The organism is Streptomyces sp. NPDC091292 (assembly GCF_044757265.1).
GTDB lineage: Bacteria > Actinomycetota > Actinomycetes > Streptomycetales > Streptomycetaceae > Streptomyces.
Window position 1 is genome coordinate 160,085 of sequence record NZ_JBIVUQ010000017.1, and the last position, 18,818, is coordinate 178,902.

At 69.1% G+C, this 18,818-nt stretch carries 18 protein-coding genes; 12 read left to right on the forward strand and 6 right to left on the reverse strand.

Annotation, left to right across the window (positions count from 1 at the left end; genetic code table 11):
* The first annotated feature begins 185 nt into the window (after nt 1-185).
* The 7 genes from ACIQNU_RS33820 (at nt 186) to pstB (ending at nt 8,429) form a co-directional block, all read left to right on the forward strand.
* The gene (locus ACIQNU_RS33820) at nt 186-2,414 is read left to right on the forward strand and encodes an RNA degradosome polyphosphate kinase (RefSeq protein ID WP_401373672.1); all 2,229 of its coding nucleotides are present in this window, start codon (nt 186-188) and stop codon (nt 2,412-2,414) included.
* Nucleotides 2,395-3,489 carry a CHAD domain-containing protein gene (locus ACIQNU_RS33825; RefSeq protein ID WP_401373674.1) on the forward strand — a complete coding sequence of 365 codons (1,095 nt, stop codon included), beginning with the start codon at nt 2,395-2,397 and terminating at the stop codon, nt 3,487-3,489. The genes ACIQNU_RS33820 and ACIQNU_RS33825 overlap by 20 nt, the downstream gene beginning before the upstream one ends.
* Entirely contained in the window at nt 3,486-3,914 is a 429-nt protein-coding gene (locus ACIQNU_RS33830; RefSeq protein ID WP_401373675.1) for an NUDIX hydrolase, read from the forward strand. Before ACIQNU_RS33825 ends, ACIQNU_RS33830 begins: the two co-directional genes overlap by 4 nt.
* Before the next feature lie 369 nt (nt 3,915-4,283).
* Entirely contained in the window at nt 4,284-5,417 is a 1,134-nt protein-coding gene (gene pstS / locus ACIQNU_RS33835; RefSeq protein ID WP_401373677.1) for a phosphate ABC transporter substrate-binding protein PstS, read from the forward strand.
* 101 nt (nt 5,418-5,518) lie between these two features.
* Nucleotides 5,519-6,526, forward strand: a complete 1,008-nt coding sequence (pstC, locus tag ACIQNU_RS33840) for a phosphate ABC transporter permease subunit PstC (protein WP_401373679.1) — start codon at nt 5,519-5,521, stop codon at nt 6,524-6,526.
* The gene (gene pstA, locus ACIQNU_RS33845) at nt 6,523-7,581 is read left to right on the forward strand and encodes a phosphate ABC transporter permease PstA (RefSeq protein WP_401373681.1); all 1,059 of its coding nucleotides are present in this window, start codon (nt 6,523-6,525) and stop codon (nt 7,579-7,581) included. Before pstC ends, pstA begins: the two co-directional genes overlap by 4 nt.
* Before the next feature lie 71 nt (nt 7,582-7,652).
* Nucleotides 7,653-8,429: a phosphate ABC transporter ATP-binding protein PstB gene (gene pstB, locus ACIQNU_RS33850; RefSeq protein WP_401373683.1), complete on the forward strand. Its 777-nt coding sequence runs from the start codon at nt 7,653-7,655 to the stop codon at nt 8,427-8,429.
* A 210-nt stretch (nt 8,430-8,639) separates the two neighbouring features.
* Here pstB and ACIQNU_RS33855 read toward each other — a convergent pair whose 3' ends face one another.
* Nucleotides 8,640-9,638 (reverse strand): anion permease, encoded by a 999-nt coding sequence (locus ACIQNU_RS33855; RefSeq protein ID WP_401373684.1) that lies wholly within the window; start codon nt 9,636-9,638, stop codon nt 8,640-8,642.
* A 6-nt stretch (nt 9,639-9,644) separates the two neighbouring features.
* The gene (locus ACIQNU_RS33860; RefSeq protein ID WP_401373686.1) at nt 9,645-10,265 is read right to left on the reverse strand and encodes a DUF47 domain-containing protein; all 621 of its coding nucleotides are present in this window, start codon (nt 10,263-10,265) and stop codon (nt 9,645-9,647) included.
* 236 nt (nt 10,266-10,501) lie between these two features.
* Between ACIQNU_RS33860 and ACIQNU_RS33865 the strand changes: the two genes are divergently transcribed.
* The gene (locus ACIQNU_RS33865) at nt 10,502-10,861 is read left to right on the forward strand and encodes a metal-sensitive transcriptional regulator (RefSeq protein ID WP_401373688.1); all 360 of its coding nucleotides are present in this window, start codon (nt 10,502-10,504) and stop codon (nt 10,859-10,861) included.
* 91 nt (nt 10,862-10,952) lie between these two features.
* Here ACIQNU_RS33865 and ACIQNU_RS33870 read toward each other — a convergent pair whose 3' ends face one another.
* Both ACIQNU_RS33870 and ACIQNU_RS33875 read right to left on the reverse strand, forming a co-directional pair.
* Nucleotides 10,953-11,132: a hypothetical protein gene (locus ACIQNU_RS33870; RefSeq protein ID WP_401373690.1), complete on the reverse strand. Its 180-nt coding sequence runs from the start codon at nt 11,130-11,132 to the stop codon at nt 10,953-10,955.
* Between the two features lie 97 nt (nt 11,133-11,229).
* Nucleotides 11,230-12,069 (reverse strand): hypothetical protein, encoded by an 840-nt coding sequence (locus ACIQNU_RS33875; protein WP_401373691.1) that lies wholly within the window; start codon nt 12,067-12,069, stop codon nt 11,230-11,232.
* Between the two features lie 125 nt (nt 12,070-12,194).
* Between ACIQNU_RS33875 and ACIQNU_RS33880 the strand changes: the two genes are divergently transcribed.
* Nucleotides 12,195-12,377 (forward strand): hypothetical protein, encoded by a 183-nt coding sequence (locus tag ACIQNU_RS33880; RefSeq protein WP_401373717.1) that lies wholly within the window; start codon nt 12,195-12,197, stop codon nt 12,375-12,377.
* 144 nt (nt 12,378-12,521) lie between these two features.
* A complete protein-coding gene (locus tag ACIQNU_RS33885; RefSeq protein ID WP_401373692.1) occupies nt 12,522-14,117 on the forward strand; it encodes an FAD-binding oxidoreductase in 1,596 nt (531 codons plus the stop codon).
* Nucleotides 14,118-14,688: 571 nt separating this feature from the next.
* Here ACIQNU_RS33885 and ACIQNU_RS33890 read toward each other — a convergent pair.
* Nucleotides 14,689-15,408 carry a phosphatase PAP2 family protein gene (locus ACIQNU_RS33890; protein ID WP_401373694.1) on the reverse strand — a complete coding sequence of 240 codons (720 nt, stop codon included), beginning with the start codon at nt 15,406-15,408 and terminating at the stop codon, nt 14,689-14,691.
* Between the two features lie 329 nt (nt 15,409-15,737).
* Nucleotides 15,738-16,748, reverse strand: coding sequence for an NlpC/P60 family protein (locus tag ACIQNU_RS33895; protein WP_401373713.1), 1,011 nt, complete (start codon nt 16,746-16,748; stop codon nt 15,738-15,740).
* Nucleotides 16,749-17,006: 258 nt separating this feature from the next.
* Between ACIQNU_RS33895 and ACIQNU_RS33900 the strand changes: the two genes are divergently transcribed.
* Together ACIQNU_RS33900 and ACIQNU_RS33905 are read left to right on the forward strand one after the other, a co-directional pair.
* Nucleotides 17,007-17,669 carry a hypothetical protein gene (locus ACIQNU_RS33900; RefSeq protein WP_401373695.1) on the forward strand — a complete coding sequence of 221 codons (663 nt, stop codon included), beginning with the start codon at nt 17,007-17,009 and terminating at the stop codon, nt 17,667-17,669.
* Entirely contained in the window at nt 17,657-18,724 is a 1,068-nt protein-coding gene (locus ACIQNU_RS33905) for a hypothetical protein (protein WP_401373696.1), read from the forward strand. Before ACIQNU_RS33900 ends, ACIQNU_RS33905 begins: the two co-directional genes overlap by 13 nt.
* The last annotated feature ends 94 nt before the right edge of the window (nt 18,725-18,818 follow it).

Here is an 18,818-nt window from a genome sequence, read left to right on the forward strand (position 1 = left end):
CGAACCCCGGGGGCCGCACGGCGATGTCCTGCACGTCATGTCTCCGTAACCAACGATTCAGACAGGCTTGCAACGCTCGGTGAATGCAGCCCGCTGTGCCCGACCGTCCCCTCAACGGGACATTCCGCCTCACTCCGGCGCGCTCCGACGCGCCGGTCGCGCCCCTCGCGCGGCACCATGGAGGCATGAGCCAGCCCGATGCCAAAGCGCAGGTCCAGCACGCCCAGCCGTCCGTGGGTTCCATCGCCGCCCACCGGCCGCACACCGTCGCGGCGGCGGTGTCCGACCTGGAGCCGGACCTGGACGCGGATCTTGACGCGTACGAGGATGACAGCGAGGGGGAGCAGTTGCCCCAGGGGCGTTTCCTCGACCGTGAGCGAAGCTGGCTCGCCTTCAACGAGCGCGTGCTCGAACTGGCCGAGGACCCGCAGACGCCCCTTCTGGAGCGCGCCAACTTCCTCGCGATCTTCGCCAGCAATCTGGACGAGTTCTTCATGGTCCGCGTCGCCGGTCTGAAGCGCCGCATCGCGACCGGTGTCGCCACCCGGTCCGCGTCCGGGCTCCAGCCCCGCGAGGTGCTGGAGATGATCTGGGCCCGCTCCCGGGAACTCATGGCCCGGCACGCCGCCTGCTACCAGGAGGACGTGGCGCCCGCGCTCGCCGACGAGGGCATCCACCTGGTCCGCTGGGGCGAACTCACGGACAAGGAGCAGGCGCGTCTCTTCACCCTGTTCCGGCACCAGATATTCCCCGTCCTGACCCCGCTGGCCGTCGACCCCGCGCACCCCTTCCCGTACATCTCGGGTCTGTCGCTGAATCTCGCGGTCGTCGTCCGCAACCCGGTCAGCGGCCACCGGCACTTCGCGCGCGTGAAGGTGCCGCCGCTGCTGTCGCGGTTCCTGGAGGCGTCGCCCTCGCGGTATGTGCCGATCGAGGACGTCATCGCCGCCCACCTCGAAGAGCTGTTCCCCGGGATGGAGGTCCTGGAGCACCACATGTTCCGGCTCACCCGGAACGAGGACCTGGAGGTCGAGGAGGACGACGCGGAGAACCTGCTCCAGGCCCTGGAGAAGGAACTCATGCGGCGCCGCTTCGGCCCGCCCGTGCGCCTTGAGGTCGAGGAGTCCATCGACCGCTACGTCCTGGACCTGCTGGTCCGCGAGCTGAAGATCGGCGAGGCCGAGGTCTATCCGCTGCCGGGACCGCTCGATCTGACCGGCCTGTTCGGCATCGCGTCCCTGGACCGGCCCGAGCTGAAGTACCCCAAGTTCATCGCGGGCACCCACCGCGACCTCGCCGAGGTCGAGTCCGCGTCGGCGCCCGACATCTTCGCGGCCCTGCGCGAACGGGACGTGCTGCTGCACCACCCGTACGACAGCTTCTCCACATCCGTACAGGCGTTCCTCGAACAGGCCGCGTTCGACCCGGACGTGCTCGCCATCAAGCAGACCCTGTACCGGACCTCGGGCGACTCGCCGATCGTGGACGCGTTGATAGAGGCCGCGGAGTCCGGCAAGCAGGTCCTCGTCCTGGTCGAGATCAAGGCGCGCTTCGACGAGCAGGCCAACATCAAGTGGGCCCGCAAGCTGGAGGAGGCCGGCTGCCATGTCGTCTACGGCCTGGTCGGTCTGAAGACGCACTGCAAGCTGTCCCTGGTGGTCCGCCAGGAAGGCGAAACGCTCCGCCGCTACTCGCACGTCGGCACCGGCAACTACCACCCCAAGACCGCCCGGCTCTACGAGGACCTGGGGCTGCTGACCGCGGACGCCCAGGTCGGGGCCGACCTCTCCGACCTCTTCAACCGGCTCTCCGGCTACTCGCGCCGCGAGACCTACCGCCGGCTCCTGGTCGCCCCCAAATCCCTGCGGGACGGCCTCATCTCCCGTATCAACAAGGAGATCCAGCACCACCGCGCCGGCCGCCCGGCCTATGTCCGCATCAAGGTCAACTCGATGGTGGACGAGGCCGTCATCGACGCGCTGTACCGCGCGTCGCAGGCGGGCGTCCCGGTCGACATCTGGGTACGCGGCATCTGCGCCGTGCGCCCCGGGGTCCCCGGCCTGTCGGAGAACATCCGCGTACGGTCCGTACTCGGCCGCTTCCTGGAGCACTCCCGGATCTTCGGCTTCGGCAACGGCGGCGAGCCCGAGGTGTGGATCGGCAGCGCGGACATGATGCACCGCAACCTGGACCGCCGTATCGAAGCGCTCGTCAGGGTCACCGACCCGGCCCACCGGGCGTCCCTGAACCGGCTCCTGGAGACCGGTATGTCCGACTCGACCAGCTCCTGGCACCTGGGCCCGGACGGCGAGTGGACCCGGCACGCCACCGACGCGGACGGCCAGCCCCTGCGGAACGTACAGGAGACGCTCATAGACGCCCGGAGGCGCCGGCGTGGCACAGCAACACCATGAACTCGCGGCACAGGCCGCGGCGGGAGACGTTCTGACGGCCTATCTGCAGGACAGGGCCACGGACTTCCTCCGCTCGCTGCGGCTGCACCGCGAGAGCGGGGGAGCCACCAACGGAAGTGAGGAGACGGTCGACGCGGCACGGCAACTGCGCCGCTCGGCGCGCCGCATCAGCGGCACGCTCCACACCTTCCGCCCGCTCCTCGACACCGAATGGTCCGACACCCTCCGCCCAGAACTGGCCTGGCTCTCGGGCACACTGGCCCGGGAACACGCGTACGCGGCCCGCTTGGAACGGCTGTTGGCGGCACTGCAACGATTGTCGGGCACCGTGCCTGTGTCCGTGCCCAACCCAGCTGTGGGCAGTCGTTCCGCTGGGGCGGAACGGGTGGGCACAGCGGGACCCGGAGGCGCCGGTCCAGCGATCCGACCCCCGAGCGGCCAGTCGCAGGGCACCCTCACCGTGGGGGCCGCCAAGGCGGGTGCCCTATTGGAACGCCAGCTCACCCTGGCCCGCACAAGAGCACACTCCGCGGCCCTCCAAGCCCTGGGCTCCTCCCGCTTCCACGCCGTCGCGGACAACGTCGCGGTCCTCGCCAGCGAGGTCCCCCTCTCCCCCACGGCGGCCACGGCCGACCTGAACCCCCTCGCCGCGGAGGCCGAGTCCCGCCTGCTCGACGCGGTGACCGCGCTCCCGCTGCTCCAGGCGGGCCACCCGTACAACGCGGAAGCCCTCGTCCACGGCCTCGCCGCCGACCCCGCACCGCAGTCCCAGGACTCCCCCTGGCACCAGGTCCGCCTCCTGCTGCGCCTGCACCGGTACGCGCACGAGGTGCTGGCGGGCACCGGCGCCGACGTCCTCGCCGACCCGCGTCTCGTGGGCGCGGGCGAGGCCCTGAACCGGCACCGGGACGCGGCGGAGGCGGCAGCGGCGGCGGCCTCGGCGGCCCGTACCCCCCGGATCGCCCCGACGACGGCGTACGCGCTCGGGGTCCTGCACGCCGATCAGCGGCACGAGGTCGAGGCCGCGCGCTACGCGTTCCAGCAGGTCTGGTTGAGGGAGGCGGTGAGCAGATGACGACGGACGGCACCGGCTCCGGCACCGTCCTGGCCGCGGGCTGTGTCCTGTGGCGGCGGTCCCGGACCGACGGTGGACTGGAGATCTGTCTGGTCCACCGGCCCAAGTACGACGACTGGTCGCACCCCAAGGGGAAGCTGAAGCGGGGCGAGGACACGCTCACAGGCGCGCTGCGCGAGGTCGAGGAGGAGACCGGCTACCACTGTGTGCCGGGCGCGGGCCTCCCGACGGTCCGCTACCTCGCGAACGGCCGGCCGAAGCGGGTGACGTACTGGGCGGCGGAGGCCACGGACGGCACTTTCACGCCAAACAACGAGGTCGACCGCATCGTCTGGCTCCCCCCGACACAGGCGCGCACGTACGTGACCCACCCCAGAGACAAGACCCTGGTAGACGACCTCCTGACGGCCCTGCACCTCATTTAGTGCCGTACGGACGGCCTCCCGCCCCGCTGTGGGCAGGCGTTCCGCACGGCGATGGGGGTACCTCCCGGTCGAGCGAAGCCGAGACTGGGGGAGGGTGGGCACAGCCCAAGACGCGGGGCACCCCAAGGTCAATGGCAACCGAGACCCCGGCGAGACAAACCCTCGCCCATTCCGTTACCTCACCGCACCGCCCTCAGGGGTTCACCCTCCGTTCACCAAGGGCCATAGGCCACTTCACCTGTTCTGCCTAATTTCGGCCTTACGCGCCGCGGGCCGTCCACATCCAGGCCCGCGCCGTACACGCACTCCGTCACGTACGACACCGCACGCCGCCAGGGTTACGGCGGCTCCTGGAAGGAACTCCAAGAAGTGAAGCTTCAGCGCAAGAACCGGCTTCGCGCCCTCTCCCTCGGTGCAATCGCCGTCTCCGGCGCCCTGGCCCTCACGGCGTGCGGCTCCGACGACACGGGCAGTGGCTCGACCGGTGGCAACGGCAACGCGACCGCCTCGTCCGGTTCGATCAAGTGCGACGACGCCAAGGGCAACCTGCTGGCCGCCGGCTCCTCCGCGCAGAAGAACGCGATCGACGCGTGGGTGACCAAGTTCCAGGCCGCCTGCAAGGACGTGAAGATCAACTACAACCCGAACGGCTCGGGCGCGGGTATCACCAACTTCGTGCAGGGCCAGACGGCCTTCGCGGGCTCCGACTCGGCGCTGAAGCCCGAGGAGATCACCGAGTCCGCCAAGGTCTGCAAGGACAGCCAGGCCATCGACCTCCCGATGGTCGGCGGCCCGATCGCCATCGGCTACAACGTCCCCGGCGTGGACAACCTCGTCCTGGACGCCTCCACCCTCGCCAAGATCTTCGACGACAAGATCAAGACGTGGGACGACAAGGCGATCAAGGCGCTGAACCCCGACGCCAAGCTGCCGAACACCAAGATCTCGGCGTTCCACCGCTCGGACGAGTCCGGCACCACGGACAACTTCACCAAGTACCTGATGGCCGCCTCCCCGGCGGACTGGAAGTACGAGGGCGGCAAGGCGTGGCAGGCCAAGGGCGGCCAGTCCGCCTCGGGCTCCTCCGGCCTGGCGCAGCAGGTGAAGCAGACCGCCGGTGCGATCTCGTACTTCGAGCTGTCCTACGCCTCCGAAGGCATCAGCACCGTCGACATCAAGACGGACGCCCCGGCCCCCGTCAAGGCCACCACGGAGAACGCCTCCAAGGCGATCGCCGCGGCCAAGGTCGTCGGCAAGGGCAAGGACCTCGCCCTTGAGCTGGACTACAAGCCCACCGCCGAGGGTGCGTACCCGATCACCCTCGTGACGTACGAGATCGTCTGCGAGAAGGGCAACAAGGCGGAGACGCTGCCCGCCACGAAGGCGTTCCTCACCTACATCGCGAGCGAGGAGGGCCAGGGCCTCCTGTCGGACGCCGGCTACGCCCCGATCCCGACCGAGATCGCGACCAAGGTCCGCGAGACCATCGCGTCCCTGAGCTGACCTGAGCGTGCGGGCGGACCCGATCCGGGTCCGCCCGCACCGTCCGGTGCACCGCCGCCTGGAGCCACATCACCGTGTGGCCCCGCAGACCGGAGACTCCCATGGACATATCGACACCACAGAACACGGCACCACCTCCCCCCACCCCCCAGCCCGCCGAGCCTGTCGGAATGCGTGCCCGTGGCACCTCCCGCGCCGGCGACAAGATCTTCCTCGGGCTCTCCCGGGGTTCCGGCATTTTCCTGCTGGTGGTCATGGCCGCCATCGCCGGCTTCCTGACCTACCGCAGCGTGATCGTCCTCTCGAAGAACGAGGGCAACTTCTTCACCACCTTCGAGTGGAACACCAACATCGAGCCCCCGGACTTCGGTATCGCGGTCCTGGCGTTCGGCACGATCGTCTCGGCGCTGATCGCCATGCTCATCGCGGTCCCGATCGCGGTGGGCATCGCGCTGTTCATCTCGCACTACGCGCCGCGCAAGATCGGCGGCGCCCTGGCCTACGTCATCGACCTGCTGGCCGCCGTACCGTCCATCGTGTACGGCCTCTGGGGCGCCCTGGTCCTCGTACCGCACATGGGCGGCCTGTTCAGCTGGCTCGACGCCTACTTCGGCTGGACCGGGATCTTCGAGTGGCAGGGCGGCCCGGCCCGCTCCATGCTCACCGTCGGCATCCTGCTCGCGATCATGATCCTGCCGATCGTGACGAACGTCAGCCGTGAGGTCTTCCGGCAGGTGCCGCTGATGCACGAGGAGGCCGCGCTGGCCCTCGGCGCCACGCGCTGGGAGGTCATCCGCATGGCCGTCCTGCCGTTCGGCCGCTCCGGTGTGATCTCCGCGTCGATGCTCGGTCTCGGCCGCGCGCTCGGCGAGACGATGGCCGTAGCCACGGTCCTCTCGCCGAGCTTCACGATCAACGCCAGCCTGCTCGACCCGGGCGGCGGCACGTTCGCCCAGAACATCGCCAGCAAGTTCGGCGAGGCCACCGGATCGGGCCGTGACGCGCTCATCGCCTCCGGTCTCGTCCTCTTCGTGATCACCCTGCTGGTCAACGGCGGAGCCCGCGCGATCATCGCCCGCCGCAAGGAGTACTCGGGGGCCAACGGATGAGCCACGCAGTCACGAACAAGCGTCCCGCCTCCACCCTCCGGGGCGCGACCCTGCCGCGCTGGTCGCCCTGGGCGATCGCCGCCGGGTCCGTCCTCGTCGCGGTCGGCATCGGCCTCGGCGCCGGACTCGACAGCAAGGTCCAGTGGGGCATCATCGCCGCGCTGCTCTTCATCTTCGGTACGTACCTCATCGCGGCGCGCGTCGAGGGCCGCCGGCAGGCCAAGGACCGCGTCGCCACCAGCATCGTGTGGGTCGCCTTCATCCTCGCCGTCATCCCGCTGGCCTCCCTGATCTGGGAGACCGTCAAGCGCGGTGTGAAGGTCTTCGACGTCTACTTCCTCACCCACTCGATGCTCGGCATCGCGGACACCCAGCCCGGCGGCGGTGTCTACCACGCGCTCATCGGCACCCTGGAGCAGGTCGGTATCGCCGCCCTGATCTCGGTGCCCATCGGCATCCTGACCGCGGTCTACCTCGTCGAGTACGGACGGGGCAAGCTCGCCAAGGCCGTCACCTTCTTCGTCGACGTCATGACGGGTATCCCGTCGATCGTCGCGGGTCTGTTCATCCTCAGCTTCTGGATCCTGATGATGGGCATGGACTACTCCGGCTTCGCCGGATCCCTGGCCCTGTCCATCCTGATGATGCCGGTCGTGGTCCGCTCCACCGAGGAGATGCTCAAGCTCGTCCCGAACGAGCTGCGCGAGGCCTCCCTCGCGCTGGGCGTCCCCAAGTGGCGGACCATTCTCAAGGTGGTGCTGCCGACCTCCATCGGCGGTATCACCACCGGTGTGATGCTCGCCGTCGCGCGTATCACCGGTGAGACCGCCCCCGTCCTGCTGCTCGTCTGGGGCGCCGCCTACATCAACAACAACCCCTTCGAAGGCGCACAGGCGTCGCTGCCGCTGTACATCTATCAGCAGTACGCGAACAGCGCGGGAGAAGGCGCGGCGTACGACCGTGCCTGGGCAGCGGCCCTCGTCCTCATCGGCTTCGTCATGATCCTCAACCTGGTGGCCCGCGGCATCGCCCGCTGGAAGGCCCCGCAGCGCTGAATATGCGGCTGCCGCCGCGTGGCAGGCCGCTGACGCGGCCAAGCGACTTTCGAAAGAAGAGAAGTGATCCCATGGCCAAGCGAATCGACGTCAGCGGCCTGACCGCCTACTACAGCGCCCACAAGGCGATCGAGGACATCTCGATGACGGTGGAGCCCCGCTCCGTGACGGCCTTCATCGGCCCGTCCGGCTGCGGCAAGTCCACCTTCCTGCGCACCCTGAACCGTATGCACGAGGTCACCCCGGGTGGCCGCGTCGAGGGCAAGGTGCTCCTGGACGACGAGGACCTGTACGGCTCCAACATCGACCCGGTGGCCGTGCGCCGTACGGTCGGTATGGTCTTCCAGCGCCCGAACCCGTTCCCCACGATGTCGATCTTCGACAATGTGGCCGCGGGCCTCAAGCTCAACGGCTCGTACAAGAAGAGCCAGCTCAGCGATGTCGTGGAGAAGTCCCTCAAGGGCGCCAACCTCTGGAACGAGGTCAAGGACCGCCTCAACAAGCCCGGTTCGGGTCTCTCCGGCGGTCAGCAGCAGCGGCTGTGCATCGCCCGCGCCATCGCGGTCGAGCCGGACGTCCTCCTCATGGACGAGCCGTGCTCCGCGCTCGACCCGATCTCGACCCTCGCCATCGAGGACCTGATCGGTGAGCTGAAGGAGCGCTTCACGATCGTCATCGTGACGCACAACATGCAGCAGGCCGCCCGCGTCTCGGACCGTACGGCCTTCTTCAATCTCTCGGCGGTCGGCCAGCCCGGCAAGCTCATCGAGATAGACGACACCGAGCGGATCTTCTCCAACCCGTCGGTGCAGGCGACCGAGGACTACATCTCGGGCCGCTTCGGCTAAGCCCCTCGCGGTGCTGCATGGCGGTGCCACCGCGAGGAAAAGGGCCCGCCCCCTGGCTCCCGGGGGGCGGGCCCGCGTTATTTGCAACACCTGATGGTGCGGTGCCTGATAGTTGCTGGTACCCGTTGTGGGCAGGCGTTCCGCTGGGGGTCCCCCCAGGCCCTTGAGGCACTGGGGGAGGAACGGGTGGGCACAACGCCCGACGGGCGGTCACCCGAAAGCGAGCTGTACCACCCAATAGCTGAGCGCAGCGACAAAAGCCGCCGCAGGCATAGTGATAAACCACCCCATGATGATGTTCTTCGCCACCCCCCACCGCACCGCATTGACCCGCTTGGTCGCCCCCACACCCATAATCGCCGAAGTGATCACATGCGTCGTAGAAATAGGCGCATGAAAAAGAAACGCCGACCCGAACATAATGGAAGCCCCGGTCGTCTCGGCGGCAAACCCTTGCGGCGGATCCAGCTCAATGATCTTCCGCCCCAACGTCCGCATGATCCGCCACCCACCGGCATACGTCCCGAGCGACAACATCACCGCACAGACGATCTTCACCCACACCGGAATGGGATCCCCGTAGTCCTCGACATCGGCGATGACCAGCGCCATCACCACGATGCCCATCGTCTTCTGGGCGTCCTGAAGACCATGCCCGAGCGCCATCCCGGCCGCCGAAACGGTCTGCGCTATCCGGAACCCCCGCTTGGCCTTGTGCGGATTGGCCTTACGGAACATCCACAGAATCGCGCACATCACCAGATAACCGGCGACAAGTCCGACGATCGGTGAGACGAACATGGGGATGACGACCTTGTCGAGCACCCCGGACCAGATGACGTCCGTACCGCCGGCGAGCGCCGCCCCGACCATGCCGCCGAACAGCGCGTGCGACGAGGACGACGGCAGTCCGTAGTACCAGGTGATCAGGTTCCAGATGATCGCGCCGACGAGCGCGGCGAAAAGGATGCCCATCCCCTTGCCGCCCTCGGGCGTGGCGATGAGCCCCTCACTGACCGTCTTGGCGACCCCGCTGCCAAGAAAGGCGCCCGCGAGATTCATCACGGCCGCCATCGCGAGCGCGGCCCGAGGAGTCAGCGCCCGGGTGGAAACGGAAGTCGCGATCGCATTCGCTGAATCGTGAAAGCCGTTGGTATAGGTGAAGAAAAGCGCGACCCCGATGGTCACGACCAGCGCAAAGGTGTCCACGTCCGCTCAGGACTCCTTGACCGCGATGGTCTCCACGGTGTTGGCGACTTTCTCGAAAGCGTCGGCCGCCTCTTCCAGCACATCCACGATCTGCTTCAGCTTCAGCACCTCCATGGCGTCGTACTTGCCATTGAAAAGGTGCGCGAGCAGTTTCCGGTGGATCTGGTCGGCCTGATTCTCAAGCCGGTTGACCTCGATCCAGTACTCGGTGAGATTGTCCATCGTGCGCAGATTCGGCATGGCCTCGGCGGTCAGGTCGGCGGCCCGCGCCAGCACCTCGATCTGCTGCTCGACGCCCTTGGGAAGCTCTTCGACCTGGTACAGCACGACCAGGTCGACGGCCTCCTCCATGAAGTCCATGATGTCGTCGAGGGACGAAGCGAGGGTATAGATGTCCTCGCGGTCGAAGGGCGTGATGAAGGAGGAGTTCAGCTGGTGGAAGATCGCATGCGTGGCATCGTCCCCGGCGTGTTCCGCGGCCCGCATGCGCTCTGCGATCTCGGCCCGAGCGGAGGCGTCCGCCCCGAGCAGTTCCATCAGGAGTTTCGAGCCGGTCACGATGTTGTCCGCGGACGCCGCGAACATATCGTAGAAGCTCGTCTCCCTGGGGGTCAGACGAAAGCGCACGTTGGGGTCCTCGGGATGCTTTGGTTTTCGGTCAGGGTGATGCTAAGCGCATCATCCGGCCACAGCTAACCGGCGTTCCCAGTGTCGCCCATCGGGCAGGCTGATCAGCACGGGGCCCGGCCAACCGTCCCGTACCCAGGAAAGTTCGTTACTATATACCCACCCGGGGTATAGGAAACAATTAGGCCCCTATGTGACACAGAGCACCTCGGGGCAGCATTCAGCAGGAGGACGCGATGACGACCACCGAGGCCGACGCGACGACCGGCGCGCCCTCCGGCGAGACGGGCGCGGTCACCGACCACGACCACGGAGTGCACGGCTACCACAAGCAGAAGGACGAGCACCTCAAGCGGCTGCGCCGGATCGAGGGCCAGGTCAGAGGCCTCCAGCGCATGGTCGACGAGGACATCTACTGCATCGACATACTGACCCAGGTCTCGGCGTCCACCAAGGCGCTCCAGTCCTTCGCGCTCCAGCTCCTGGAGGAGCACCTGCGCCACTGTGTCGCGGACGCGGCGGTCAAGGGCGGCGACGAGATCGACGCGAAGGTCGAAGAGGCCACCAAGGCGATCGCCCGCCTGCTCAGGACCTGATCATGGCCAAGTAGCGTCGGCCACGGACCCGGCCGGACCATTCCGATCCCGGCCGGACCATTCCCGGCCGGACTGGTCCAATCCCGCCGGACTAGTCCGATCCGGCCGCCCACTCGTGGCCCACCCGCAGCACCTCGTCGATACGGTCCGCGCTGAGGCGTTCGTCGTGGGACGCCGACGCGGCGATGATCAGTTCGCCGCACATCTCGATCTCGGCCAGGGCGACGTGGTCCTGCACCGCCGTCGCGGTCGACGCTGCCACGCACCTCACCTCTTCCTGCCGTCGCCGACTTCCTAGAGTAGGGAGCGGCCTACGCACCGCGCATGGCACGGACGGACCATTTCCGGCCCGCCCGACCCGTCCGGGACTACGGCTCCGCGATCTTCCCCGCGAAGATGTCCCGCTCGTCCGGAAGCCGCACGGAGACGGGTGCCCCGAAGTCGTAGAGCAGCGTCGTCGAGGCGACCGCGACCGTCTCCTTCCGGCCCGCGTTGGTGAAACTGAACTCGTGCCGCAGCTTGCGGATCCGCCCTTGGTGGTCGAGGTACGCGTCGAAGGGCACGTCCGTACGGGAAAACCCTTTCGCCGCCGCCGCGAGCGCCCGGCCGGTCTCCGCCGACGACACCTTCGCGGCCCGCGTCAGATCGGTGGTGCCCCGGTAGTGCCGTACCGGAACGCCCGCGACCTCCGTCTCCCCGACGAAGGTCACCTTCTCTGCGCCCCGCAGGAGTTCGGCGGCGGCCAGCGGATCAGTCGCGCCACCGGTGACCAGATTCCCGTCCGACAGGGTCGCCGTGTCCACGCGTACCCACTTGTCGGCGGGGACGCCCGCGCCGCGGTTCTTCATGTAGAGGGCGCCGGGGGCAAGGAGTTCCGTGATGGGGCGGTGCCCGTCGGCGCCGGTCGGGTCCTGCGGAAGCATCACCCGCAACTGCCCGAGCCGGTCCTTGTAGTCGTAGACGCCCTGGCCGCGGATGGTGACGCGGGTCCCGCCGGTGGCCATCTCCATCGAGGTACGGGCCTTCGACGAACCTGCCCTGATCAACTCGCCGGCCGCGCGGTGCACGGCGTCGACCGGATCGCCGGGATCCACGGTCTCGGCGGCGGCCCCCGACTCGGAACACCCCGTGGCGCCCGTGATCAGACCCGCCACCGCGACGGCCGCGATCAGCGCGCCGCCCGGCCTCCCATGCTGTCGCACCACCATCGGCTGCCGACCCCCAAGTCAGTCCCGACAGGGCGCCCCCTGTCGTGCGTTTAACGACCGGTGGGTGCGCTCGTCACGCGCCGACCCGCGCCACGGCCGACCACGCGGCTCGGTACCGTGGACGCGTGGCGCATCAGCAGGACGTGACCGAACCCCCGTCCTCCTCCGGGGACCACACCACGAAGATCGTCGAGAAGGGCCGCTTCACATCGGCCCGCTGTACCTGCGGCTGGCGCGGTCCGGCCCGCCGGGCCCGCAGCAAGGCCCGCTCGGACGCCGCCGAACACGCGCCCCCGCTCGACCTGTGACTTCCTTTGCGCCCCCTTTGAACCACGCGCCCTTGCACACCCGTATCTCCGTGGAACGCTGGAATCCGCCGGACCGTCCCGTACTGAGGGACCCGCGGCGGACCAACCGTCCGGGGCTCCACCCGGGACGCACGGGGAGGCGACATGGAACGGCGTACGTTCATCGCGGCGGGCGCGGCGGCACTGGGCATGGGCGTGACCGCGGCGTGCAGCACCGGCGGTGACGGAACCGGCGGCGCCCCGGGCACCGCCGCACGCGGTACCACCGGAACCGCGACCGGCACCCCTCCCACCCACTCCGCCCCCGCGACGGCGACCGCGCGCGCCACCGGACCGGCCGACTGGAAGGCCCTCGCACAGGACCTCGACGGTCCGCTCGTGCGGCCCGGCGACCGCGACTGGGCGACGGCCCGCCAGCTCTACAACACCCGCTTCGACGGCCTGAAACCGACGGCGGTCGCCTATGTCGCGCACACCGACGACATCCGTTCGGCCCTCGCGTACGCCCGCGCACACCACATACCGGTCGCGATCCGCAACGGCGGCCACTCCTACGCCGGCTGGTCGTCGGGCGACGGCCGGCTGATCGTGGACGTGTCGAAGCTGTCGCGGATACGGGTCAGCGGGAACGAGGCGGTCGTCGGCGCCGGCAGCAAGCTGATCGACGTGTACCGGGCGCTCGCCGCGAAGGGCGTGACCATACCCGCCGGTTCCTGTCCCACCGTCGGCGTCTCCGGCCTCACCCTGGGCGGCGGCCACGGTGTCGTCTCCCGCGCCTACGGGCTGACCTGCGACAGCCTCACCCAAGCCACCCTGATCACGGCCGACGGGACACAACTCGTCACGAACGAAGACCGGAACAGCGACCTGTTCTGGGCCCTGCGCGGCGCGGGGAACGGCAACTTCGGCGTCGTCACCGAACTCCGCTTCCGTACGCATCCGGCCCCTCAGGGCGTGACGGCATACATGTCATGGCCGTGGAGCCGGGCCGCCGCCGTACTCGGCGCGTGGCAGGAGTGGGGCCCCGGCCAGCCCGACGAAATCTGGTCATCGGCGCACTTCGCGAGCGCCGCCGGAGGCACCCCGACCGTCTCGGTCGCCTGCTTCTCACTCGGCACGTACGGCGAACTCCAGAACGCCGTCGACCGGCTCGCCGACCGCATCGGCGCCTCCGCGAGCAGCGTCTCCCTCAAGCGGCGCTCGTACCAGCAGTCGATGGAGGTGTACGCGGGCTGCTCGACGTTCGGCGACGACGCGCAGTGCCATATGCCGGGGCCGACCCCGGGCCGCGCCCCGCGCGGCGCCCTCCAGCGCGAGACGTACGCGGCCCGCTCGGACTTCTTCGACCGCTCCCTGTCCCCCGCCGGGATCCAGACCCTGCTCTCCCGCATACGGTCCGTCCAGGGCGGCACCGGCAGCATCGCCCTGACCGCACTCGGCGGCGCCATCAACCGCGTCGACCCGACGGCGACGGCTTTCGTCCACCGCCGCTCCCGGATGCTCGCCCAGTACCTCGCATCCTGGCGCCCAGGCACCTCGGGCGCAGCAGCGACAACCTGGCTCGCATCAGCCCACAACGCGATGCGGCCCCACGCCTCGGGCGCGGCCTACCAGAACTACACGGACCCCACCCTCACGAACTGGCGCCGCGCCTACTACGGAGACGCATCCCAACGCCTCCAAAATCTAAAACACCAGTACGACCCAACAAACTTCTTCAGGAACCCCCAGTCCCTGTAGCACCCAAGGCCGACCCCAGCCGGTCCGGTCCCGTCGTGGCCACCACTCGGCCGGTCCGGCGTCGCTGCGTTCGGCGCCCCAGCCGACCCGGCCTCGTCGCGATCAGCGCCCCAGCCGATCCGATGCCGTTGGGTCAGCGCCCGGTCGCCCCAGCCGGTCCGGTCCCGTCGTGGCCACCACCCGGCCGGTCCGGCGTTGCTGCGCTGGGCGCCCCAGCCGGTCCGTCTCGGTTGTGGGCAGGCGTTCCGCACGGCGGAACGGGTGGGCACAACCGAGACGGACCGGCACCCGAATGCGGCCCGTACCCCGAACAGCCCCGCTCAACTGGTCCACCCCCCGCACGGGCGGTCCGCTGAACACATGACCCGCACCCGAATATCAGGAACAACCGGAATAGCCGCCGGCACGGCAATCGCCGCCGCCTGCCTGACCGCAGGCGCAATCCTCGCCTCCGCCACAGACGACGGCACCCCCCACCCCACGGCCGGCGCCTGGACCCTCACCTCCGCCGCGACAGCGACAGCCGCCGGCGCAACCGGCCTCGTCCTCCTGCGCCGCCGGCGCGCAGCGACTACGCCGCCAGATCCCGATCCCCGGACCCCGCCCCAGGAGTCCTGGCCTCAGGAATCCCCACCGTCTCCCGCGCCACCGCCACCGCAGACCGGGGCCACACCAGCCACCCCACCCTCCGAGACGCCCCCACAGCCCGCGCCAACGGAGTGAGCAGCGCCGCCGCGAGCGGCGAGAGCAGCAGCGCGACAGCCGTACCGAGCGCGAAACCACCGATCACGTCGGTCGGATAGTGCACGCCCATATAGATCCGGCAGAACCCTTCGACGACGGCGAGCCCGATCGCCGCGAGCCCGATCCTGCGGTGGGCGACGAAGAGACCGACGCCCATCGCCATGGCGAGCGTCGCGTGGTCGCTGACGAACGAGAAGTCCGTCTTGCCGTCGACCAGGACCTCAAGGCCCTGATGGTCCAGGAAGGGCCGGCGCCGCTCGACGAAACCGCGTATCGGCACGTTCACCAGGATCGCGAGGGCCGCTGCGAGCGGCGCCCACACCACGGCGGCGGCGGACGAGGCGGCGTCCTCCAGGGTCGCGGCGCGCTTGCGCAGGGACCACCAGGCCCACAGCACCAGCAGGACCGTACCGATCAGCAGCCCGTACTCCCCGACGAAGCCCACCGTCCGGTCGAGCCAGCCGGGCGCGGCCTTGGCCAGGCCGTTGATGTCGTAGAGCAGGCTGACGTCAGGGTTCGACCCGGATGTCTCGTCGAGTCCAGCCATGGTGCCCGGCCCCTTCGTCCTCTTGCGCGCGCGGGCGCACGTCGCTGTGCGCCACTCCACCAACCCCCGTGGTCGTAGATCCGCTTCAGCAAAAGGAACGCACGACCCCCCTCCATACGTTCCAATCTCCACCGAATGATCACTCAGACGTTATCGAAGAGAGATACATCGCCGCAGCTCAGCGGGGGTGGACAGGGAGGGGCCTCCGACGGGATCCGGCCATACCGACCGACCTCGACCGACCTCGGGTGCACCATCATCACACGCGCGGACGGCACAGATCATCACCCGCGCGCGGAACGGCCGGGAACGGTCCGACGCGGTCCTGATCAGACGTTGGGCGGAGCCGTCGGCAGCGCTTTCGCGCCGTCTTCGGTGACGCGGGTCGCACCGAAGTAGTCAGGGGTGTCGATCGGGTCGAACCGGATGACGGCGTTCCGGCGCGGCGCGTCGATCATGTAGCCGCCGCCGACGTAGATGCCGACATGCCGGATGGCGCGCGAGTTGGTGAGGTCGTCCGAGAAGAACACGAGGTCACCGGGGAGCAGTTCGTCGCGCGAAGGGTGCGGGCCCGCGTTGTACTGGTCGTTGGCGACCCGGGGCAGCGTGATCCCCACCGTCTCGTACGCGGCCTGCGTCAGCCCGGAGCAGTCGAAGCGGCCCCCTTGCTCCGCGGTGCCGGTGCCGCCCCACAAATACTCGGTGCCGAGCTTCTGCTGCGCGTAGTAGATGGCGCCCGCGGCCTGCTGCGAGGGCTGCACCCGCCCGACGGGCCGGGCGAAGCTCTGCTCCAGACTGCGGATGGTCTTCACGTAGTTCTGCGTCTCGCGGTACGGGGGGACGCCGCCGTACTTGATGACCGCGTACGCGCCCGCGTTGTAGGCGGCGAGCATGTTCTCGGTCGGGTCGCCCGGCGCGTCCTTCACATACTTGGCGAGCTTGCAGTCGTACGAGGCAGCCGACGGAATGGCGTCCTGCGGGTCCCAGACGCTCGCCTTGCCGTCCCCGTTGCCGTCGATGCCGTGCGCGGCCCAGGTGCCGGGGATGAACTGGGCGATGCCCTCGGCCGCGGCCGGGCTCTTCGCGTTCGGGTTGAACCCGCTCTCCTGGTAGAGCTGCGCGGCGAGCAGCGCCGGGTTGATCGCGGGGCACAGGTTCCCCCACTGCTGCACGAGCGACTGGTACGCGGCCGGCACGGCGCCCTTCGCCAGGCCGACGGCGCCTTTGCCGATGCCGTTGGTGAGGTTCCCGGCGACCATGTACGTCCCGACGACGAGCAGCATGACGAACCCGAGCCCGCCGCTGGCGGCGGCCCCGGCCACGATCCACGCCTTACGCACCGTCAACCGCCTCTCACCGCACCGCAGTCCACCGTCAGCCAGTGTAGGGGCGCGGGCCCGCCCGGCCAGAGGGCATCGCCGGACGCCCCCGGCCGTTCCCCGACGCCCGACCGCTCTCCCCCCTCCCTGCCTCCCGCCCTCCCGGCCTTCACACAATCCTCCCCGGTGGCAAAGATTCCGCCCTGGTGCCCCGAACTCGCCGTGGATAGCGTGAGTCCGGATCCAGCCAACCCCTCATCCACCCAACGGGAGTCGACCGTGAACCGCCGCCGCACCCTGTTCACCGTGGCCACGCTCACCGCCGCGGCGACCCTCACGCTGTCGGCCTGCGGCGGGAACGACAAGGACAAGGCACCCGACGACAAGATCTCGGGCGCGGAGACCGGCGCCGGCGATTCGGCCACGCCGAGCACGAGCGCTTCGGAGGTGGCAGCCGGCGACCGGCCCGAGATCACGCTGCCCGCCGACCTCAAGCTGACGTTCGAGGGCGCGAAGACCGGGGACGCCGTCAAGGACGCCGTACTCGCCGACAACGAGCAGCGCATGCGCGCGGTGGACGCCGCGATCACCGGCACCGACGCGAAGGGCGAGGCGCTCGCGTACTACAACACGGGCAAGGCGCTGGAGGCCGCGCTCGACTGGGTCGGGCAGTTCGAGAAGGCCGGCGCGACGATGACGGGCGAGGCCCGCTACTACGACCGGACGGTCACGCTGAAGGGCAAGACCTCCGCCGTGCTGACGTTCTGCGCGGACGAGAGCAAGGGCTTCAGCAAGGACAAGAAGACCGGCAAGGTCGCCAAGACCCCGGTCACGAAGGACAGTTACGTCTTCTACAACACCCGCCTCGACAAGAACGGGGAGGGCGTCTGGCAGACGTCGCAGATCATTTCCACACGGGGAGCTTCACCATGCCAGCCTTGACCGCCGCCTTGTCGGCCTGGACGCCCTTGAAACGGGCCACGGGAGCCGCCGCCGTCGCGGGCGCCCTGGTCCTGGCCGCGACACCGCCCGCCTGGGCCGACTTCGTGCCCGGCGGCAACGGTTCCGGTTCGGAGACTCAGGTCGACGGGGGCCAGAGCGACGGCGGCATATCGGCCACGGCGGGCGCCGTCGTCTTCGACCGCTCCAAGAACGGCTCGGGCCCCAGCGCGGGCCCGGTCACGACGTCGTCAGGGGACTGGACGCCCCCCGCCTGCTATTACGCGCCGAAGTACTCGCCGGACGAGCTGAAGGCCTACCTGGAGCCCACCTGGAACTCCGAGTCGACCGGTTCCCAGTGGGACCTCTCGCAGCGCGAGCACTACGTCAACGGCAAGCCGTACAAGGACTTCAACAAGGACAAGGAAGGCAAGGGCCACTGGTGGTCCGGGTTCGTCGCCGAGGGCCGCATCGGTGACCCCGGCGCCCTGGACTGCGACGAGCCCTACTTCTGGGTCGACCAGGGCGACCCGCCGCCCGCCGACATCCCGCAGGCCATCACCCCGGAGATGCTCGCCCAACTCGCGTACGCCGAGATCCGCGTCCCGTCGACGGAGGTCGACCTCGCACCCGCGGGCACCACCAAGGTGAATCTGCCGACGTGGGCGTGGCTCAACGGCGCCCAGTTCAAGCCGGTCTCCGTCACCGCTTCGGTGCCCCTGCTGGGCATCACCGCGACGACCACGGCGGAACCGGTCTCGCTGAAGATCGAGCCGGGCACGGACGACGCGATCACGTATCCCGCGTCGGGCGAGTGCCGGATCGTCGACGGCCGCATCGGCGAGCCGTACAGCAAGGGCAAAGCGGGCACGACCCCTCCCTGCGGAGTGAAGTACCTGCGCTCCTCCGGCGACGACACCTACCAGCTCCGGGCGACGGTCACCTGGAAGATCCACTGGGCCGGTACGGGAACTCCGGGACCCGTGGGGCTGCCTGACGGGACGTTCGGCGACGACCAGAACGTGACGGTCCAGGAAATCCAGTCGGTCAACCGCTGAGACACTGCGTATCGTGCGTGGGTCCCGGAGTTCCGGGGCATCTCACTGCGTAGCGAGGCCGGGCAGTGCGGGGGACGGACGCCGACCGGGCGTC